Raw genomic sequence first — 16,957 nt, forward strand, 5'->3', positions numbered from 1 at the left:
ACCAAGAAGAGCCAGGTTTATTCGACCGCCGAGGACAACCAGCAGGCGGTGACGATCCGCGTGTTCCAGGGCGAGCGCGAAATGGCGGCCGACAACAAGATGCTCGGTCAGTTCGATCTGGTCGGCATCCCGGCTGCGCGCCGCGGCGTGCCGCAGATCGAGGTGACGTTCGATATTGACGCCAACGGCATCGTCAACGTCAGCGCCAAGGACAAAGGCACCGGCAAGGAACAGCAGATCAAGATCCAGGCCTCGGGCGGTCTTACGGATTCGGATATCGACGCGATGGTCAAGGACGCGGAAAAGTTCGCGGATGAAGACAAGAAGCGGCGCGGCGCGGCGGAAGCCAAGAACAACGCCGACAGTCTGGTCCATGCCACCGAACAGCAGCTGGCCGAGCATAGTGACAAGCTCGACGCCGATCTCAAATCGGAAATCGAGGCTGCCATTGCCGAAGCCAAGACCGCGATCGAAAGCGGCGATGCCGATGAAATGACTGCCAAGACCCAGGCCCTGACCGACAAGGCGATGAAGATGGGCCAGGTTATCTACGAGAAGGAACAGGCCGCGGCCGCTTCGCCGGGCGGCGCAGGAGCCGATGGGGCTCCGGCTGAAGGCGCAGAAGAAGTTGTCGACGCCGAATTCTCCGAAGTCGACGAAGACAAGGGCTGAAACAGGCTGTGAAACGGGTCCGCCACCGCGCGCTAAAGTGCGGTGGCGGCCCTGTTTTTGAGGTGGGGCGATGGCCGTAGAAGCCGATTACTATTCATTGCTCGAGATCGAGCGGACTGCGGACGACGGGACGATCAAGTCTTCGTACCGCCGTCTGGCGATGCGCTGGCACCCGGACAAGAACCCCGGCGATTCTGACGCCGAACACCGGTTCAAGGCGATCAGCGAAGCCTATGAATGCCTGAAAGACCCGCAAAAGCGTGCGGCTTATGATCGGTTCGGCCACGAAGCGTTCAAGCAGGGCATGTCGGGCGGCGGCGCGGGGCCGGGTGCGGGCTTTTCCGATCTGGGCGACATTTTCGAAACGATATTCGGCAGCGCCTTTGGCGGCGGCGGGCGCAGCCAGGCACGGCGCGGGGCCGATCTGCGTTACGATATGGAAATCAGCCTCGATGAGGCATTCCACGGCAAGCAGGCCGAAATCGAGATCGAGATTTCGGCCAAGTGCGAACCTTGCGATGGCAAGGGCGCCGAACCCGGCACCGGCACGCGCCGCTGCAACCTGTGCGGCGGGCACGGCCAGGTCCGCGCACAGCAGGGCTTCTTCATGGTTGAGCGCACGTGTCCGACCTGCCACGGGCGCGGCGAGGTGATCGAAAAGCCGTGCCGCAATTGCCGCGGCGAAGGGCGGGTCGATACGCCGCAAAAGCTGGAAGTAAATGTCCCGCCGGGCGTCGATACCGGCACCCGCATTCGCTTGGCCGGCAAAGGCGAGGCAGGGCCGTTCGGCTCACCCCCGGGCGACCTCTACATCTTCATCCACACCCGCCGCCACGCCGTGTTCGAGCGTGAGGGGACCAACCTGATCACCCGCGTGCCGATCACTTTCACCCGTGCGGCTTTGGGCGGGGAAATCGAGATTCCGGGGCTCGACGGGACACGCATCGGAGTGGAAATTCCCGCCGGCATCCAGTCGGGCAAGCAATTGCGCAAACGCGGCGTTGGGATGCCGGTGCTGCAAGGGCGCGGGCGCGGCGATCTGGTCATCGAGATCATGGTCGAGACGCCAACCAGGCTTTCGGCCCGCCAGAAGGAACTGCTGCGCGAGTTGCAGGACACCGAGACCGGCGATGAGACGCCGCAATCGAAGGGCTTTTTTGACCGGATCAAGGAAGCGTTTGGGGGGTAGGTAGCCACCTCTCCGTCAGCCCCTTCGTGGCTGCCACCTCCCCATCGCAAGGCGATGAGGACGTAGAAATCGCCTGAGATTCTCCCCATCGACTGGTGATGGGGAGGTTACATTCGCGCAGCAAATGACGGAGGGGTCACTTTGCGACCTCAACCTCCGCCCGAACCTTCGCCACCAGTCCGGGATCGGCCTTGAGCCGCCCCTCTTCTTCATCCAGCACCGCCAGAAATGCCTCGCGCTTGAAACGGGTCATATCTTCAGGATCCAGCACCATGCCGCGCGGCAGGGCCGAAGCGATCAGGTCGATCATCCGCTCCGCCCCGTGGAGTCGCCCCCACAGGTAATCGTTCTCGCGGTAAGCCCGGCTGAAAAAGGCTCCGAAGTTGTAGAATTCGGTGCCGCGCAACACAGCTTCGGCCTCGCCGCAGCGGATCGCGTTACAATCGACCGGACTGATCCGATCCACCTTAGCGGGTTCGAACTCGGTCGATCCCTCGCCGCGCAGCAACGGCAGGGTGACCGTGTCGTAGAACGGAAAGCCCAGATAGGTCAGCAATACCCGCCGCTTCAATTCCTTGGGCATGCCCTGCAGCGCTTCGACCAGCAAAGCATCGACCACCAGATCGGTCGCCGGCAATTGCCGCCGCCGCGCGATTTCAGCCAGGACCGCGCCCGGATCGCTATCCAACAGTCGCGCCACCACGCCGAAATCCTGACCCAGTGCGCCGTGCGCTTCGCGATCGAAATAGAGCGCCAGGGCTTTGAACACTGCCGAACGCGCCCGTTCGCGCGCTTCGGGATTATCGGCGTCGATATCGTCCCAGTCATCCGATAGACGCCGTGCCAGCAGGCGCAAACGGCGGATGCGGAAGCCCAGATCGTGTTCGCGGAAGAACGTGATTGCCTCGTTGCTCGCCCCGCCGCGCATTGCCGACAGGTGATCGAGGCCATTGCGGGCGAGCCAGGCCGATAGCCGGTCGGCAACACTGTCGCCGCGCCCGACGGCGAGATCGGGTGCAGCGCATTCGATCATTGCCGCCAGTTCGGCGATGACCTGCGCGAATTTGACGTGGCCATAGGATTGGAACGCATAGCCTGCCTGGACCGCCGCTGCCTGCTGCGCCTTGGCCCGCCAGGCAACAAGGCGTTTCGCGCTGGGGCGATCGAGGAACAACGTTAGCCCAAAGAGCTTTTCGACCTGCGCCTCGACCTCGGGCCGCAAGGCATCGACGATCCCTTTCAACTCGACCGACTGGCGCGAGGCGGCCGCAATCGCTTCCAGGTTGTCGCGGATCGGCTGTTCGCGCGGGATCGAGGACAGCGAACCGAAGATCACCGAGAAGAACCCCGGCGATGTTGAATCCTTGTGGCGGGTGCCGCCCACTTCATCGGGATGCGGATCGATGTACACGAAACGGCGATCGACCTCGCGCTGTGCGGGCCGGTCGCGCAGCACCGCCATCGCCTCCGAAAACGGCGCGTTGACCAGCACCGATCCATCGATCAGCGCCACGTTCTCGGCATCGCCCGAATGCGAGTGTTCGGGCATGATCCGCTCGATAAAGGCAGCGCGGCTGGGCCAGCGTTCGCCGCGTTCACCCGCCAGAACGTCAATCTCGCGCAGTTGCAGGGCCGGGAAGGCACCCGGAAAGCTCGCGGTAGAGCGTGCTGCCAGCACCAGTTCAAGCGGCGCAGCCAGCGCGCTGCCGCCTTCGGCCGGGGCAGCGGCGCGGAACCCGATCGACAGGCGATGCTCGCTCTCCTCGATTTCCTCAGGCGTATTCAGTCTCAGGCGTTCGGGGTGTCCGCGAAAATCGGTCACGGTCACAAACAGATCGAGCGGGTGGCGCGGCGGCAACAGCGGCGCTTCGGCGGGGCTCATGCGCATCGCATCGAACGCCTCGGCCAACAGGCGCGAGAAGCCAAGCCCGCCAAACGGCGGCTCGAACCAGCGCGATCGGATCAGGCGGGATAACTTGGTGCGGACCTCGTGCCGGGTCTCGGGCGCGACGCTGTCTGATATGGCATTGCCGGGGCGGCGCAGCAGCCACCAGACGATCGGCATCGCCCAGAATTTCGCCACGCGCGACCATGGCCGCGCGTCGGGATCGAGCAGCACATCCACATCGGCGCGTTCAAGCCACAGCTCGGTCAACGGCTCAAGGCTTTGCCCAGAATGAATCGCCTGGGCCAGGAACACCCCGTTGATCCCGCCCGCACTGGCCCCGGCAATGATGTCGGTCATGACCTTGAGACGTAGCGCGAAGCGGCGTTCGATATGGTCGATCAGACGGCGATAAACCGCGTCGCTGCCAGTCTCAGCCCCGCCGCCGCCGTGGTGCGCGCGGCTGGCGCGGGAAACCTTCCACAGTTCCTTGGTGACCCCGTGCATATAGACGGCCAGGCTGACGCCGCCGTAGCAGACAAGGGCGATCCGGAGTTCCTTCTGGCGCATAGTGCTGCGCAGCATGGCAGATTATGCTGAACCGTGCCAACCGCTTGCTTGCGGATAATTGCCTATTGCGGCGCTTGCGTTCCGTTTTCGTTCTCAGTAACAGGATGACATGGCCAAGCCCAAACGCCGATACATTTGCCAAGCCTGCGGAAGCGTCTCGCACCGCTGGCAGGGCCAGTGCGCCGATTGCAGCGAATGGAACACACTGGCCGAGGAAGCGCCTGAAACCGTGTTTTCGGCCAAACATGATCTTTCGTCGGGTGGCCGCAAGATCATGTTCGAGGCGCTCGATGCCCCGGGCGAAGCGCTGGTCCGGCGCAGCACCGGCCTGGCCGAGTTCGACCGAGCGCTGGGCGGCGGACTGGTGCCGGGCAGCGCGGTTCTGATGGGCGGCGATCCGGGCATCGGCAAAAGCACGCTGCTGCTCCAGGCCGCCGCCGCAATCGCCCGCAGCGGTGCCAATGCGGTGTATATCAGCGGCGAGGAAGCCGCCGGACAGGTGCGGCTGCGCGCGGCGCGGCTGGGGCTTGGCGATGCGCCGATCCTGCTCGCCGCGGCGACATCAGTGCGCGATATCCTGAGCACGCTGGCCGGCATGCCGCCGCCAGCGCTGCTGGTGATCGATTCGATCCAGACCATGCATTCCGATCAGATCGAAGGCGCGCCCGGCACTGTCAGCCAGGTCCGCGCTTCGGCCTTTGAGTTGATCCGCTATGCCAAGGAATCCGGTGCGGCGCTGGTGCTGGTGGGCCACGTAACCAAGGACGGCAGCATCGCCGGGCCGCGCGTGCTGGAACACATGGTCGATGTGGTGATGAGCTTTGAGGGTGAGCGCAGCCACCAGTACCGGATCCTGCGTTCGATCAAGAACCGGTTCGGCCCGGTCGATGAAATTGGCGTGTTCGCAATGGAAGGTGCCGGGCTGACCGAGGTCGGTAATCCCTCGCTGCTGTTCCTTTCGGGCCGCGAGCAGCCGGTGGCGGGCAGTGCGGTGTTTCCGGCGATCGAAGGGACCCGGCCGGTGCTGGTCGAGGTCCAGGCGCTGATCGTGCGGCTGGCCAGCGGGGCCACCCCGCGCCGCGCCGTGGTGGGGTGGGACAGCGGCCGGCTGGCGATGCTGCTGGCGGTGCTTGAGGCCCGCTGCGGGCTGAATTTCTCTTCGGCCGAAGTCTATCTCAACGTCGCAGGCGGATACCGGCTGACCGATCCGGCCGCCGATCTTGCGGTGGCCGCGGCGCTGGTCTCGGCACTGGCCGACAAGCCGCTGGGGGGCGATTCCGTCTGGTTTGGTGAGGTGTCGCTGGCGGGCGAGATACGGCCGGTGGCACATGCCGGGGTGCGGCTGCGCGAAGCGGCCAAGCTGGGCTTTGCCCGCGCCTTTGGCCCGGCCGACAGCACCGGCGCGCCCAAAGGCGGAAAATTCACCGGACTTTCGCTATTGCCGAACCTTGTTGACCGGGTGGTGGGCGGCTAATAGACTCAGGCATCATGACCGGGTTCGATATCGCCGTCCTTATCCTGATTGCGCTTGGCGCGATCACTGGTTTCATGCGCGGTTTCGTGCAGGAAGTTTTCGCGCTCGCTGCCTGGGTGCTGGCTCTGGTGGCGATCCGCATGCTGCACACCCCGCTTAGCGAGGGCTTGATCCCCTACATCGGCAATACCAGCGGGGCATCGGTGCTGGCTTTCGCGCTGCTGCTGCTGGTGCCCTATGCCATCGTCAAACTGCTGTCGGACCGGCTCGGTTCAGCCAGCCGCAATTCGGTGATTGGCCCGATTGACCGGGTGATAGGCTTCGGTTTTGGCGCTATCAAGGGTGCGGTGATCGTCGTTATGGGCTTTTCAGTGCTTGTGCTGGGTTATGATACGGTCTGGGGCGCAGGCGGCCGTCCGCAATGGATTACCCAGGCGCGCACTTATCCCTTCATCAATGCCGGCAGTGAAGAATTGGTCAAGCTGATCGGCGAACGCCGCCGCGAAGCGGTTGAAGCCGCCGCGCGGGAAGAGGCTGGCAAAGCTGCCACCGAAAAGCTCAAGCGCAAAGCGAAGTGAGCGCGTCTGCCGCGCTTTACACGCGCGAGGTTCTGGCGCTGGCCACGTCGCTGGCGGCGTGGCCGCTGGACGCTGCGCTGCCGATCACCAGCCATGCCCGAGCACCAACCTGCGGCAGCACGCTCGATCTTGGTCTGGCGCTTGATGCTGCCGGCGCGATCGATCGGATTGGTTTGCGCGCGCGCGCCTGCGCCATCGGCCAGGCCGCCGCGGCGATCTTCGCCAATGCAGCAACCGGGCGGACATCGGCTGATATTACCGCCGCAGTGGGGGAAATCGAGCACTGGCTCCAGGGCGGCCCCGCGCCAAATTGGCCGGGGTTTGATGCCATCGCCGCAGCGCGCGACTATCCCGCCCGCCACGGCGCTATCCTGCTGGCGTGGCGCGCCGCGCTTGTCGCGCTTGAACAGCGCGGCTAGGAACCGGCAAAAGCGCTTCAGGGGAGTACCACCTAAATGACCGAACCGGCCCGCCATCCAGCGGTTGAACCCAGCGCGTCGGACATCCGGCTGGTTATCGCCGCATCGTCGGCCGGCACTGTGTTCGAATGGTACGATTTCTTCATCTACGGCACGCTGGCTGCAATCATCGGCAAGGCTTTCGTCCCGTCCGACAATGCGCTGGTGCGCGAACTGTTGACCTGGGCGGGGTTTGCCGTGGGATTTGGGTTCAGGCCACTGGGCGCGATCCTGTTCGGCTATCTGGGCGACAAGCTGGGACGCAAATACACGTTTCTGGTCACCGTAACCCTGATGGGGATCGCCACCGCCGGGGTCGGTCTGGTGCCATCGGTGGACGCGATCGGCATGTGGGCGCCGGCGATCATCATCTTCCTGCGCGTGCTGCAAGGTCTGGCGCTGGGCGGTGAATACGGCGGCGCGGCGATCTATGTTTCGGAACACAGCCCGCCCAACCGGCGCGGCTTTTTCACTGGCTTCATCCAGGCCAGCGTGGTCGGCGGCTTCATCCTCAGCCTGGCCGTGGTGCTGGGTTGCAAGACGATGTTCGATACCGAAACGTGGAATGCGTGGGGTTGGCGCGTGCCGTTCCTGCTCAGCCTCGCTTTGCTGGCGATCTCGCTGTGGATGCGGATCAAACTTTCGGAAAGCCCGGTCTACCGCGCGATGAAGGAGGAAGGTGAGCTTTCGGGCAATCCCTTCGTCGAAAGCTTCACCTATCCTGGTAATCGCCGCCGCATATTCGTGGCGTTGTTTGGGGTAGCGGTCGGCCTGACCGTGATCTGGTACACCGCCACCTTCTCAAGCCTGGCCTTCCTGGTCGGCCCGATGCGGGTGGAAGAAGGCGTGGCGCAAGTCATCGTGGCGGCATCGGCGCTGGTTGGTCTGACATTCTTCATCGGATCGGGTTGGCTGTCGGACCGGGTCGGGCGCAAGGCCCCGATCGTCTGGGGCTATATCGCAACGCTGGTGCTGCTGTTCCCGGCCTTCTGGGCGCTTGAATGGGCCTTGCAATCAGCCCATGCCGCAGCCCCGGCGGGCGCCAAGGTCGTGCCCGATGCGCTGGCCATAGCGAAGATTTTCGCGGCTTTGACAGTGCTTAACGCGCTGTCGGGCTTTACCTATGGTCCGGTCGCGGCGCTGCTGTCCGAAATGTTTCCGGCCCGCATCCGCTATTCGTCGATGTCGATTCCCTATCACTTCGGAACCGGCTGGTTTGGCGGGGTGGTGCCGCTGATCTCCACCTTCGCGGTGGCGCGCACCGGCAACATCTATGCCGGGCTGTGGTATCCGTGGATCATGGTCGTGGTATCGCTGATCGTGGCGGCCTGGGGGCTGAAAGGCGGCTTGCCGCGCGATTTTTCCGATGATGCCAGCTGATTTGCCAGCGCCGCCTTTGCGGCTGAGCATTGATCCCGCAGCGCTCACGGCCAACTGGCGCGCGCTCGATCGTCTTTCGGGCGCGGCGCGTGCAGGTGCCGCAGTCAAAGCAGATGCCTATGGGCTTGGCGCGCGGCGTGTGGCCAGGATCTTGCTGGAGGCCGGCTGCGAAGATTTCTTTGTCGCCCATTGGAGCGAGGCGGCAGACCTGCTCGGCACCATTGCGCCGCAGCGTATCGCCGTGCTGCACGGTCCGCTGAACGCTAGCGATGCCGCCTATGCGCGCGATACGGCACTGCGCCCGGTGATCAATTCGCTGCATCAGGCGCGGCTGTGGCAGGAAGCGGGCGGGGGCCTGTGCCACCTTATGGTCGATACCGGGATCAACCGGCTTGGCCTGCCGCTGGACGACCTGAATGATCCCGCCATTGCCGGGCTGCAAGTCGATCTGTTGCTCTCACACCTTGCATCAGCCGATGAAGCCAGTGCACAAAACGCCCGGCAATGCGCGCGGTGGAACGCGGCGCGCGGCACCGTGACGCATGCCCGTGCCAGCCTTGCCAACAGCGCCGGGATTACCCTCGGGCCCGATTATCACGGCGATCTGACCCGCCCGGGCATCGCGCTTTACGGCGGTGTTCCCTGCGCCGCGCTTGTCCCGCATATCCGCCAGGTGGCCCGGCCCGAGGCGCAGTTGATCCAGATCCGCGAACTGCAGGCCGGCGACAGTGTTGGATACAACGCTACTTTCACCGCCAGCGCACCGATGCGGGTCGGCATTGTCAGTCTCGGTTACGCCGATGGTTTCCTGCGCTGCTGGTCGGGCAAGGGTGCCATGCTTGCCGATGGCGCACGTCTGCCAGTGCTGGGCCGCATTTCGATGGACATGACGGTGATCGATCTTGCCGCTGTGCCGGAGCTTGGCGAGGGCGACTGGATCGCGCTGGACTATGCGCTTCCGGCCGCGGCGGCTGCCAGCGGCCTGTCCCAATATGAACTGCTCACCGCGCTTGGCCGCAGATTTGCGCGCTGAACACCGGCTTATGCTGCGCAGCATCGTTTTGTTGCGTTGCACCTATTGCAAGTGCTAACGTTACGTCCTGCACCTGTAACACGGCACTGGATTGGTGAAATGAGCGAGGCCAAGGGCGAAACTGTCGTCATCAAGAAGTACGCCAACCGGCGGCTCTACAACACCAAAAGCTCAAGCTACATTACGCTCGAGCATCTGGCGAAGATGACGCGCGAGGGCATTGATTTCAAAGTGCTCGACGCCAAGACCGGGACTGACATCACCCACCAGATCCTCACGCAGATCATCATGGAGGAAGAATCGGTGAGCGGCGAACAGATGCTGCCGGTCAACTTCCTGCGCCAGCTGATCGGGATGTACGGCAATTCGATGCAGGGCCTTGTCCCGCATTATCTTGAAGCCAGCATGGACCAGTTCCGCGCCAACCAGTCAAAACTGCGCGAAGCGTTTGAAGCCAGCCTTGGCGCCAATCCGCTGGCCAAGCTGGCCCAGCAGAACCTGGCAATGTTCAAGGCCGCGGCTACGGCCTTCGTCCCCGGGCTGGCTGATGAAAAGACGTCGAAAGCCAAGGACGATGCCGACGAACTGGCAGCGCTGCGCACGCAGATGGCCGAGATGCAGGCCCGGCTCGATAAGCTGGGCAAGTGAGGCGGATCCTGCCCGGCTAGCTCCGGCTGAGCAGCGCCACGCCGGGCTTTTCGAACTTGCGGCCCTTGCCGACCTGCCATTCCACCGGATCAAATCCGCTGGGAAAGGTCAGCTGGCCAAGCTTGAGCACCGCGGCAAGCCGGCACAGACCGCCGCCGATCTGGACCACATAGCCATTATTCACGCCCACCTCGATCGCCTCGAACTCGGCCTTTAGGGTCAGGGTGAACTGGATCGGATTGGCGGTAAGACCGAACCCGGAAATGCCAAGGATCGGGTAGAGATCGAGATCCTGTTCCAGCTTGCCCAGGCGGATGAAGCGCGGTTCTGTGCTAGTTTCGCTGGCCTTGGCCTCAGCTTCGATCGCGGGCGATTTGCCCCAGCCTTGGATGAACAGTGGCAGCAAATCCATCTGGCCAAGCTTGGCCGACATCGCCGCGGCAATGCGCGGCCCGACCAGACTGGTCATCGCGCGTTTCAAGCGGCCTGAGTCTTCACTGTCCGCCATATCCGCCTGCGCCTGCTGGGCGGCAGCATCGAACGCTTCGGGCGGAATCAGCGCAGCGAGTTCGATCTGGCCGGGTTCAATCATGTTGCGTCTCCCTGGGCCAGGACCGGGGTGCCGACCGGCGCGCTGGCTTCGCCGGTTTCGATCCGGATGGCGAGGTTAATCTCGGGAGCGGTAAATACGGGGTGCGAAGCATGCGTCAGTGCGCCCGGACCCACCGCGATTTCGCAACCAATTGTGGGCCTGGGCCAAAACCAGCGCCGTGCCAGTTCGGCCAATCCGCCTGCAGCACCCGCGACGATCAGCCACACCCACCACGGCAACAGCCCCCAAGGCAAAGTGGGGCCATGTGCCGGGCCGCTCAAGTCAGCCGGTAATGGCTCGGCAACCGGGACCGATGGTTGCGGCAGCGGCTCGGCAACGGTGGCAAGCGGGGTTGGCGTCGTACCCGTCGCCGCGCTTGCTGCAGGTTCCACCTTGCCTGGCTGCGGGGCGAGGGTGGGTGAGGGACTGACAACACCGGCAGGCTTTGTGGTCGGCACCGGCCGCGGCGTTGGTGCAGGATAGAGCGTCGGTACCGCGGTGGGTGTCGCAGTTGCCTGAAAGGTCGGGGTCGGGGTCGGGAACGCCGTCGGGCTGGGCTTGGGCTTGATCATCCCCTTGATCACCCCGATCACCTGCTCCGGCGACACCGTGGGCTTGGTCTGCGGATCGCGCGGCGGAGCGGTTGTCCCAGTATCGGTGGTTTGTGCGGCCAGCGGTGCGGCCACCACCAGCGCTGCGGCAGCCAGGCCGACACCGGCACATCGATAATACATCGCAAAGCCCCCTCTGGCGTGCAGCCTAACACGATCTGCAACTGGCACAAACCTTGTGCGCTGCGGCTGCAGCCGCTATCGCGCCGGCGATGAAACACGCACTGTCTGTCACTCGCCAACAAGACTTCGCCGCCTGGTATCAGGAAGTTATCGCCGAGGCTGAAATGGCCGAAGAAAGCGGCGTGCGCGGCTGCATGGTGATCCGCCCGTGGGGCTATGGCATCTGGGAACGGATCCAGAAACTGATGGACGCGCGGATCAAGGCGGCCGGCGTCGACAATTGCTATTTTCCGCTGTTCATTCCGCTGAGCTATTTCGCCAAGGAGGCCGAGCACGTTGAGGGCTTTGCCAAGGAAATGGCTGTTGTCACCCATCATCGCCTGATTCAGGATGGCAAGGGTGGGCTGGTGCCCGATCCCGAAGCAAAACTGGAAGAACCGCTGATCGTGCGGCCAACCTCCGAAACCGTGATTGGCCAGGCGATGGCGCGCTGGATCCAGTCGTGGCGCGATCTGCCGATGCTGACCAACCAGTGGGCCAATGTCGTGCGCTGGGAGATGCGCACACGGATGTTCCTGCGGACCAGCGAATTTCTCTGGCAGGAAGGCCATACCGCCCACGCCGACAAGCCCGATGCGATGGCCGAAACGCTGCGCGCGCTTGAAATGTACCGCGCGCACGCCGAGCAGGAACTGGCGATGCCGGTCTTCGCTGGCGAAAAGCCTGAGAACGAGCGCTTCCCCGGCGCAGTCGCCACCTATTCGATCGAAGCAATGATGCAGGACGGCAAGGCGCTGCAGGCCGGGACCAGCCATTACCTCGGCACTGGCTTCGCCGAGGCTGCGGGCATCCGCTATCAGGACCGCGAGGGCCAGCAGGCTCTGTGTCACACCACCAGCTGGGGCGTATCGACGCGCCTCATCGGCGGGGTGATCATGGTCCACGGCGATGACGATGGCCTGCGCGTGCCGCCCGCAATTGCCCCGCACCAGGTGGTGATCCTGCCGATGCTGCGCGATGATCTCGGCGATGAAGTGCTGCTGGCGTACTGCGAAGCGCTGCGGGCGGCGCTGGCCGGGCAGAACGCGCTGGGCGAGCCGATCCGCGTGCTGCTCGACAAGCGCGCTGGCAAGGCCACGCAAAAGCGCTGGGGCTGGGTGAAAAAAGGGGTGCCGCTGATCCTCGAAATTGGCGGGCGGGATGCCGCTGGCGGACAGGTTTCGGTGGTCCGCCGTGACCGGCTCTACCGCGACGACGGCAAGGTCAACTTTGTCGGTCAGGATCGTGACCAGTTCCTCGCCCAGGCGGCGGCTGAACTGACGGACATTCAAAGCAGCCTGCTGGGCGAAGCCACCCAGCGCCGCGATGCCCAGATCAGCCGTGATGTATCCGATATGGCCGGGCTTGAAGCCTACTTCGCCGAAAGCAACCGTTACCCCGGCTGGGTCGAACTTGGCTGGTCGCGGCCCACCGGGGCGGCGCTTGATGCCGTGGTGCAAAAACTCAAGACGCTCAAACTGACAATCCGCAACACCCCGATGGACGGCGCAGCGGTTTCAGGCACTTGCCTGCTCACCGGCGCGCCTGCCGTAGAGCGGATTTACGTAGCGCGGGCTTACTGATTTGGCGCGCGATGCCAAACCCCAGCCCGGGCTGCCGACCCGCAAACAGATCCTTGAGTTCATCGCCAGCAGCGCCGAACCTGCCGGTAAGCGCGAGCTTTCGCGCGCCTTCGGGCTGAAGGGGCAGGAAAAGATCGCGCTCAAGGCCTTGCTCAAGGACATGGCCGATGAAGGCCTGATCGATGGCAACCGCAGTGCGTTCCACGCCATGGGCGGGGTGCCCAAGGTGACCGTGCTGCGCGTCACCGATATCGACGAAGGCGAAGCTGTGGCCGTGCCCGATGCCTGGTCGCCCGGTGATGCCACCGCGCCGCCGCGCATTCGCCTCCGTGAAAAAAAGGGCCGCGGCTCGGCGCTGCGAAAGGGCGACCGGGTGCTGGCCCGCACCGAAGAAACCGCCACCGGCTGGATCGCCCACCCGATGAAAGTGCTGCCCGCGCACGCCGACCAGATCATGGGCGTGGTCGAGATCGACAAGGCCGGCAAGGGCTGGCTCGCACCGGTTGACAAGCGCGAGCGGCATTCGAGCATGATCGTCGATCTGGGCGGGGCTGAGGAAGGGCAGTTGGTGTTGGCCGAGCCGGTCGGCCGCAGCCCGCGTTCGGGCGTCAAGGTCACCACGGTGCTTGGCGATCCGCTCGCTCCCAAGGCGTTCAGCCTGATCGCAATTCACAAGCACGGCATACCGTTCGCGTTCAATCCCGAAGCGGTAACCGAAGCTGGAATTGCCGCGAAACTGCCGGTCAGTGCCGAAACCCGCGAGGATTTGCGCGCGCTGCCGATCGTGGCGATCGATCCCGCCGATGCGCGCGATCATGACGATGCGATCTGGGCCGAGCCTGACGGGCAGGGCGGTTTCCGTGCGCTGATCGCGATTGCCGATGTCAGCTATTATGTCCGCCACGGCAGCGCGCTCGATGGTGATGCCCGCAAGCGCGCCAATTCGGTCTACTTCCCCGACCGGGTGGTGCCGATGCTGCCCGAAGTGCTGTCGGCCGATGTCTGTTCGCTGAAAGCCGGGGCTGACCGCGCGGCGATGGCGTGCCACCTCGAATTCACTGCCGAGGGCAAGGTGACGTCATGGCGTTTCACCAGGGCAATTGTGCGAATTCACGAGGTTATCGCCTATGAAGAAGCGCAGCGCCGGATCGATGCAGGTGAGGGCGAAGGCCACCTGTACAACCTGTGGGCCGCCTGGCGCGCGCTGGAAACGGCCCGCAAGGCACGCGATCCGCTGGCGCTCGAGCTGCCCGAGCGGCGGGTGCTGCTGGGCGATGATGGCAAGATCAAGGAAATAGCGCTGCGCGAACGGCTTGACGCGCACCGGGTGGTGGAAGAGTTCATGATTTCGGCCAATGTTGCCGCGGCCAAGGCGCTTGAAGCTAAGGTCGCACCGGTGGTCTACCGCCTGCACGAACCGCCCAGCCGGGAAAAGCTGACCGCGCTCAAGGATTACCTCGCAACCTTCGACAAGAAGCTGTCACTGGGCCAGGTGGTCACCCCCACATTGTTCAATCGAATGCTCAAGGATGTGGCAGATGAGTCTGAAAAGGCTTTGATTATGGAAGCGGTGCTGCGCAGCCAGACGCAGGCCTATTACGGCCCGCGGAACATGGGCCATTTCGGTCTGGCGCTGGCCAGCTATGCCCATTTCACCTCGCCGATCCGCCGCTATTCGGATCTGCTGGTTCACCGCGCGCTGGTCGATGCCTATGGGCTGGAACAGCCCCGGCCCAAAGCCGATCTGCCTGCCACATCGGGGCTGGCTGACCGCGACCGGGCGGATCTGACCCGCGTTTCCGAAGCGATCAGCGATGCCGAGCGCCGCGCCATGTCGGCCGAACGCGAAACGATCGACCGCTACGTTGCCGCCTGGCTGTCATCGCGGGTGGGCGAAGTATTCGAATGCCGGATCACTGGCGTCCAGCGCTTCGGGCTGTTTGCAACGATCATCGGGCTGGGCGGTGATGGGCTGGTGCCGGTTTCGGTGCTGGGCGACGAACGCTTTTTCCATGATGAGAAAAGTAAGGTGCTGGAAGGCGAGCGGAGCGGCACACGCTTTGGTTTGGGCCACCGGATGAAGCTGCGCCTGGCCGAGGCCAATCCGCTGACGGGTGCACTCAAATTCGAACCCGAGTTCGGTTCAGGATTGATGATAGAACCGCGCGGCAAACCTCTGCTATCGAAGCAGAAGGGGAAGCACATTGCCGGCCAGCGCGGACGCCCGGGCAATATCCGCCACCAGGGCCGGAAGCGTTAGCTCAGTCGCTCGATCGCTGCTTCGCTGAGCCCTGCGGGAATGACATAGAGCGGGCAGGGCAGTTGCCCCGCGGCGGCCGCGAAATGCGATACCAACGGGCCCGGTCCGCCATTGCTCGCCGCCCCCAGGACCAGCGCCGACACCTCGGGATGTTCGGTGAGGTAATCGCGAATTACCGCCACACCCTCGCCTTGCTTGACCGCAATGACCGGCGGTTTTCCAGTTCCGCCCATCAGGCTTCCGGCTGCCGAAGTAACCAGGGCTTCAGCGCGCGCGCGGGCTTCTTCTTCGATCGTCGCCTGAATTCCGCCGAAGGCCACGAATTGCTGGCGCGGCACCAAGGCCAGCAGATGGACCATACCGCCGGTACGCTGGGCACGGCTTGCCGCAAAACGCAGCGCAGTTGCAGCCTCCTCGGTCTCGTCCATGATCACCAGATATACGCGCATCCTCGCCCTTTCCCCGCCAGCGACGAAATATCTGCTACAAACCTATTCAGCGCAAGCATCTTGCCCAATGCCGACATTTTGGCCAGAGACGTAGCGTCAGATTGCCGATCAACAAGGATCAGTCGCCAACATGCCGATTGCCATCAAGATGCCCGCACTTTCGCCAACCATGGAGGAAGGGACACTGGCCAAATGGCTGGTCAAAGTGGGCGACACGGTCCGTTCCGGCGATATCATGGCCGAGATCGAGACCGACAAGGCAACGATGGAATTCGAGGCTGTTGACGAGGGCACAATCATCGCAATCGCAGTGGCTGAAGGCACCGAAAGCGTCAAAGTCGGTACCGTTATCGCCACTTTGGCCGGAGAGGATGAGGATACCGCTGTGCCTGCGCCCAAGGCGTCCGCTGCAAAGCCCGAACCCGTTGCCGCAGCACCGATCACGATGAAGCCAGTTCCGGCTGCTCCTTCCCCCATCGGGGACCGCGTCGTCGCCTCGCCGCTTGCCAAACGGATTGCTGAGCAGAACGGCGTCGACCTGAAAGCGCTGAAGGGCAGCGGGCCGGGCGGACGGATCGTCAAGGCTGATGTCGAAAGCCAGGCGGGCAAGGCTTCCCCCACGCCTCTGGCTGCAGCGACCAGCGCACCAGCGCCCGCAGTGCCTGATTTCGGCATTCCTTACGAAGCCGAAAAGCTCAACAACGTGCGCAAGACGATCGCGCGGCGGCTTACCGAAGCCAAGCAGACCATCCCGCATATCTATCTGACCGTCGATGTGCGGCTCGATGCGCTGCTCAAGCTGCGCGGTGAACTTAACAAGGCGCTTGAAGCAGATGGGATAAAGCTGTCTGTCAATGATCTTTTGATCAAGGCTTTGGCCAAGGCACTGATCCGCGTCCCCAAGTGCAATGTCAGTTTTGCTGGTGACGAATTGCGCAAATACGCGCGCGCCGACGTGTCGGTGGCGGTGGCAGCGCCTTCGGGTCTGATCACACCGATCATCGTTGATGCAGCGGGCAAGGGCGTGGCCCAGATCAGCACCGAAATGAAGGCGCTGGCCGACAAGGCCCGCGAAGGCAAGCTGATGCCGCACGAATACCAGGGCGGCACGGCCAGCCTTTCAAACCTCGGCATGTTCGGGATCAAGCAGTTTGATGCGGTGATCAATCCGCCCCAGGCGATGATCATGGCGGTGGGCGCGGGCGAGCAACGGCCTTACGTCGTCGATGGTGCGCTTTCGGTCGCCAGCGTGATGTCTGCCACTGGCAGCTTCGATCACCGCGCAATCGACGGTGCTGATGGCGCACAATTGATGCAAGCGTTCAAGAGCCTGATCGAAAATCCGCTGGGTTTACTGGCCTGATCGAAGCCTCGTCGGCGTGTCTTGAAAACCACAGTGGGAAGTGAATTTTC

General features: G+C 63.7%; 15 protein-coding genes. 11 read left to right on the forward strand and 4 right to left on the reverse strand.

Annotated features, from left to right (window positions below; all coding sequences use genetic code 11):
• Together RMN99_RS08280 and dnaJ are read left to right on the forward strand one after the other, a co-directional pair.
• On the forward strand, positions 1–672 hold a 672-nt coding region (locus RMN99_RS08280; protein WP_309622834.1), incomplete at its 5' end, for an Hsp70 family protein.
• A 70-nt stretch (positions 673–742) separates the two neighbouring features.
• Positions 743–1,861, forward strand: a complete 1,119-nt coding sequence (dnaJ, locus tag RMN99_RS08285; RefSeq protein WP_309622835.1) for a molecular chaperone DnaJ — start codon at positions 743–745, stop codon at positions 1,859–1,861.
• Between the two features lie 136 nt (positions 1,862–1,997).
• On the opposite strand, the gene RMN99_RS08290 is transcribed toward dnaJ, so the two are convergent.
• Positions 1,998–4,316 carry a patatin-like protein gene (locus RMN99_RS08290; protein WP_309622922.1) on the reverse strand — a complete coding sequence of 773 codons (2,319 nt, stop codon included), beginning with the start codon at positions 4,314–4,316 and terminating at the stop codon, positions 1,998–2,000.
• A gap of 109 nt (positions 4,317–4,425) precedes the next feature.
• Here RMN99_RS08290 and radA point away from each other — a divergent pair, with 109 nt between their 5' ends.
• The 6 genes from radA to phaR all read left to right on the forward strand — a co-directional run bounded on the left by radA (position 4,426) and on the right by phaR (position 9,887).
• The gene (gene radA / locus RMN99_RS08295) at positions 4,426–5,790 is read left to right on the forward strand and encodes a DNA repair protein RadA (RefSeq protein ID WP_309622836.1); all 1,365 of its coding nucleotides are present in this window, start codon (positions 4,426–4,428) and stop codon (positions 5,788–5,790) included.
• A 14-nt stretch (positions 5,791–5,804) separates the two neighbouring features.
• Positions 5,805–6,368, forward strand: coding sequence for a CvpA family protein (locus tag RMN99_RS08300; protein WP_309622837.1), 564 nt, complete (start codon positions 5,805–5,807; stop codon positions 6,366–6,368).
• On the forward strand, positions 6,365–6,787 hold the full coding sequence (locus RMN99_RS08305; protein ID WP_309622838.1) for an iron-sulfur cluster assembly scaffold protein: 423 nt from the start codon (positions 6,365–6,367) through the stop codon (positions 6,785–6,787). The genes RMN99_RS08300 and RMN99_RS08305 overlap by 4 nt, the downstream gene beginning before the upstream one ends.
• A gap of 36 nt (positions 6,788–6,823) precedes the next feature.
• Entirely contained in the window at positions 6,824–8,206 is a 1,383-nt protein-coding gene (locus RMN99_RS08310; protein WP_309622839.1) for an MFS transporter, read from the forward strand.
• Positions 8,196–9,239, forward strand: a complete 1,044-nt coding sequence (gene alr, locus RMN99_RS08315) for an alanine racemase (RefSeq protein WP_409035243.1) — start codon at positions 8,196–8,198, stop codon at positions 9,237–9,239. Before RMN99_RS08310 ends, alr begins: the two co-directional genes overlap by 11 nt.
• A gap of 99 nt (positions 9,240–9,338) precedes the next feature.
• Positions 9,339–9,887: a polyhydroxyalkanoate synthesis repressor PhaR gene (phaR, locus tag RMN99_RS08320; RefSeq protein WP_309622841.1), complete on the forward strand. Its 549-nt coding sequence runs from the start codon at positions 9,339–9,341 to the stop codon at positions 9,885–9,887.
• Between the two features lie 16 nt (positions 9,888–9,903).
• On the opposite strand, the gene RMN99_RS08325 is transcribed toward phaR, so the two are convergent.
• Together RMN99_RS08325 and RMN99_RS08330 are read right to left on the reverse strand one after the other, a co-directional pair.
• Positions 9,904–10,479 (reverse strand): hypothetical protein, encoded by a 576-nt coding sequence (locus RMN99_RS08325; protein WP_309622842.1) that lies wholly within the window; start codon positions 10,477–10,479, stop codon positions 9,904–9,906.
• On the reverse strand, positions 10,476–11,213 hold the full coding sequence (locus RMN99_RS08330) for a hypothetical protein (protein WP_309622843.1): 738 nt from the start codon (positions 11,211–11,213) through the stop codon (positions 10,476–10,478). Before RMN99_RS08330 ends, RMN99_RS08325 begins: the two co-directional genes overlap by 4 nt.
• Positions 11,214–11,302: 89 nt before the next feature.
• On the opposite strand from RMN99_RS08330, the gene RMN99_RS08335 reads away from it, so the two are divergent.
• Positions 11,303–12,835 (forward strand): aminoacyl--tRNA ligase-related protein, encoded by a 1,533-nt coding sequence (locus RMN99_RS08335; RefSeq protein ID WP_309622844.1) that lies wholly within the window; start codon positions 11,303–11,305, stop codon positions 12,833–12,835.
• 1 nt (position 12,836) lies between these two features.
• A complete protein-coding gene (locus tag RMN99_RS08340) occupies positions 12,837–15,095 on the forward strand; it encodes a VacB/RNase II family 3'-5' exoribonuclease (RefSeq protein WP_309622845.1) in 2,259 nt (752 codons plus the stop codon).
• Here the strand turns inward: RMN99_RS08340 and RMN99_RS08345 are convergent.
• Positions 15,092–15,544 carry a universal stress protein gene (locus tag RMN99_RS08345; RefSeq protein WP_309622846.1) on the reverse strand — a complete coding sequence of 151 codons (453 nt, stop codon included), beginning with the start codon at positions 15,542–15,544 and terminating at the stop codon, positions 15,092–15,094. The genes RMN99_RS08340 and RMN99_RS08345 overlap by 4 nt on opposite strands.
• 130 nt (positions 15,545–15,674) lie before the next feature.
• On the opposite strand from RMN99_RS08345, the gene RMN99_RS08350 reads away from it, so the two are divergent.
• Positions 15,675–16,907, forward strand: a complete 1,233-nt coding sequence (locus RMN99_RS08350; RefSeq protein WP_309622847.1) for a pyruvate dehydrogenase complex dihydrolipoamide acetyltransferase — start codon at positions 15,675–15,677, stop codon at positions 16,905–16,907.
• Positions 16,908–16,957: the final 50 nt, after the last annotated feature.

Origin of the sequence: Novosphingobium sp., assembly GCF_031417815.1 — a bacterium.
Classification (GTDB): domain Bacteria; phylum Pseudomonadota; class Alphaproteobacteria; order Sphingomonadales; family Sphingomonadaceae; genus Novosphingobium.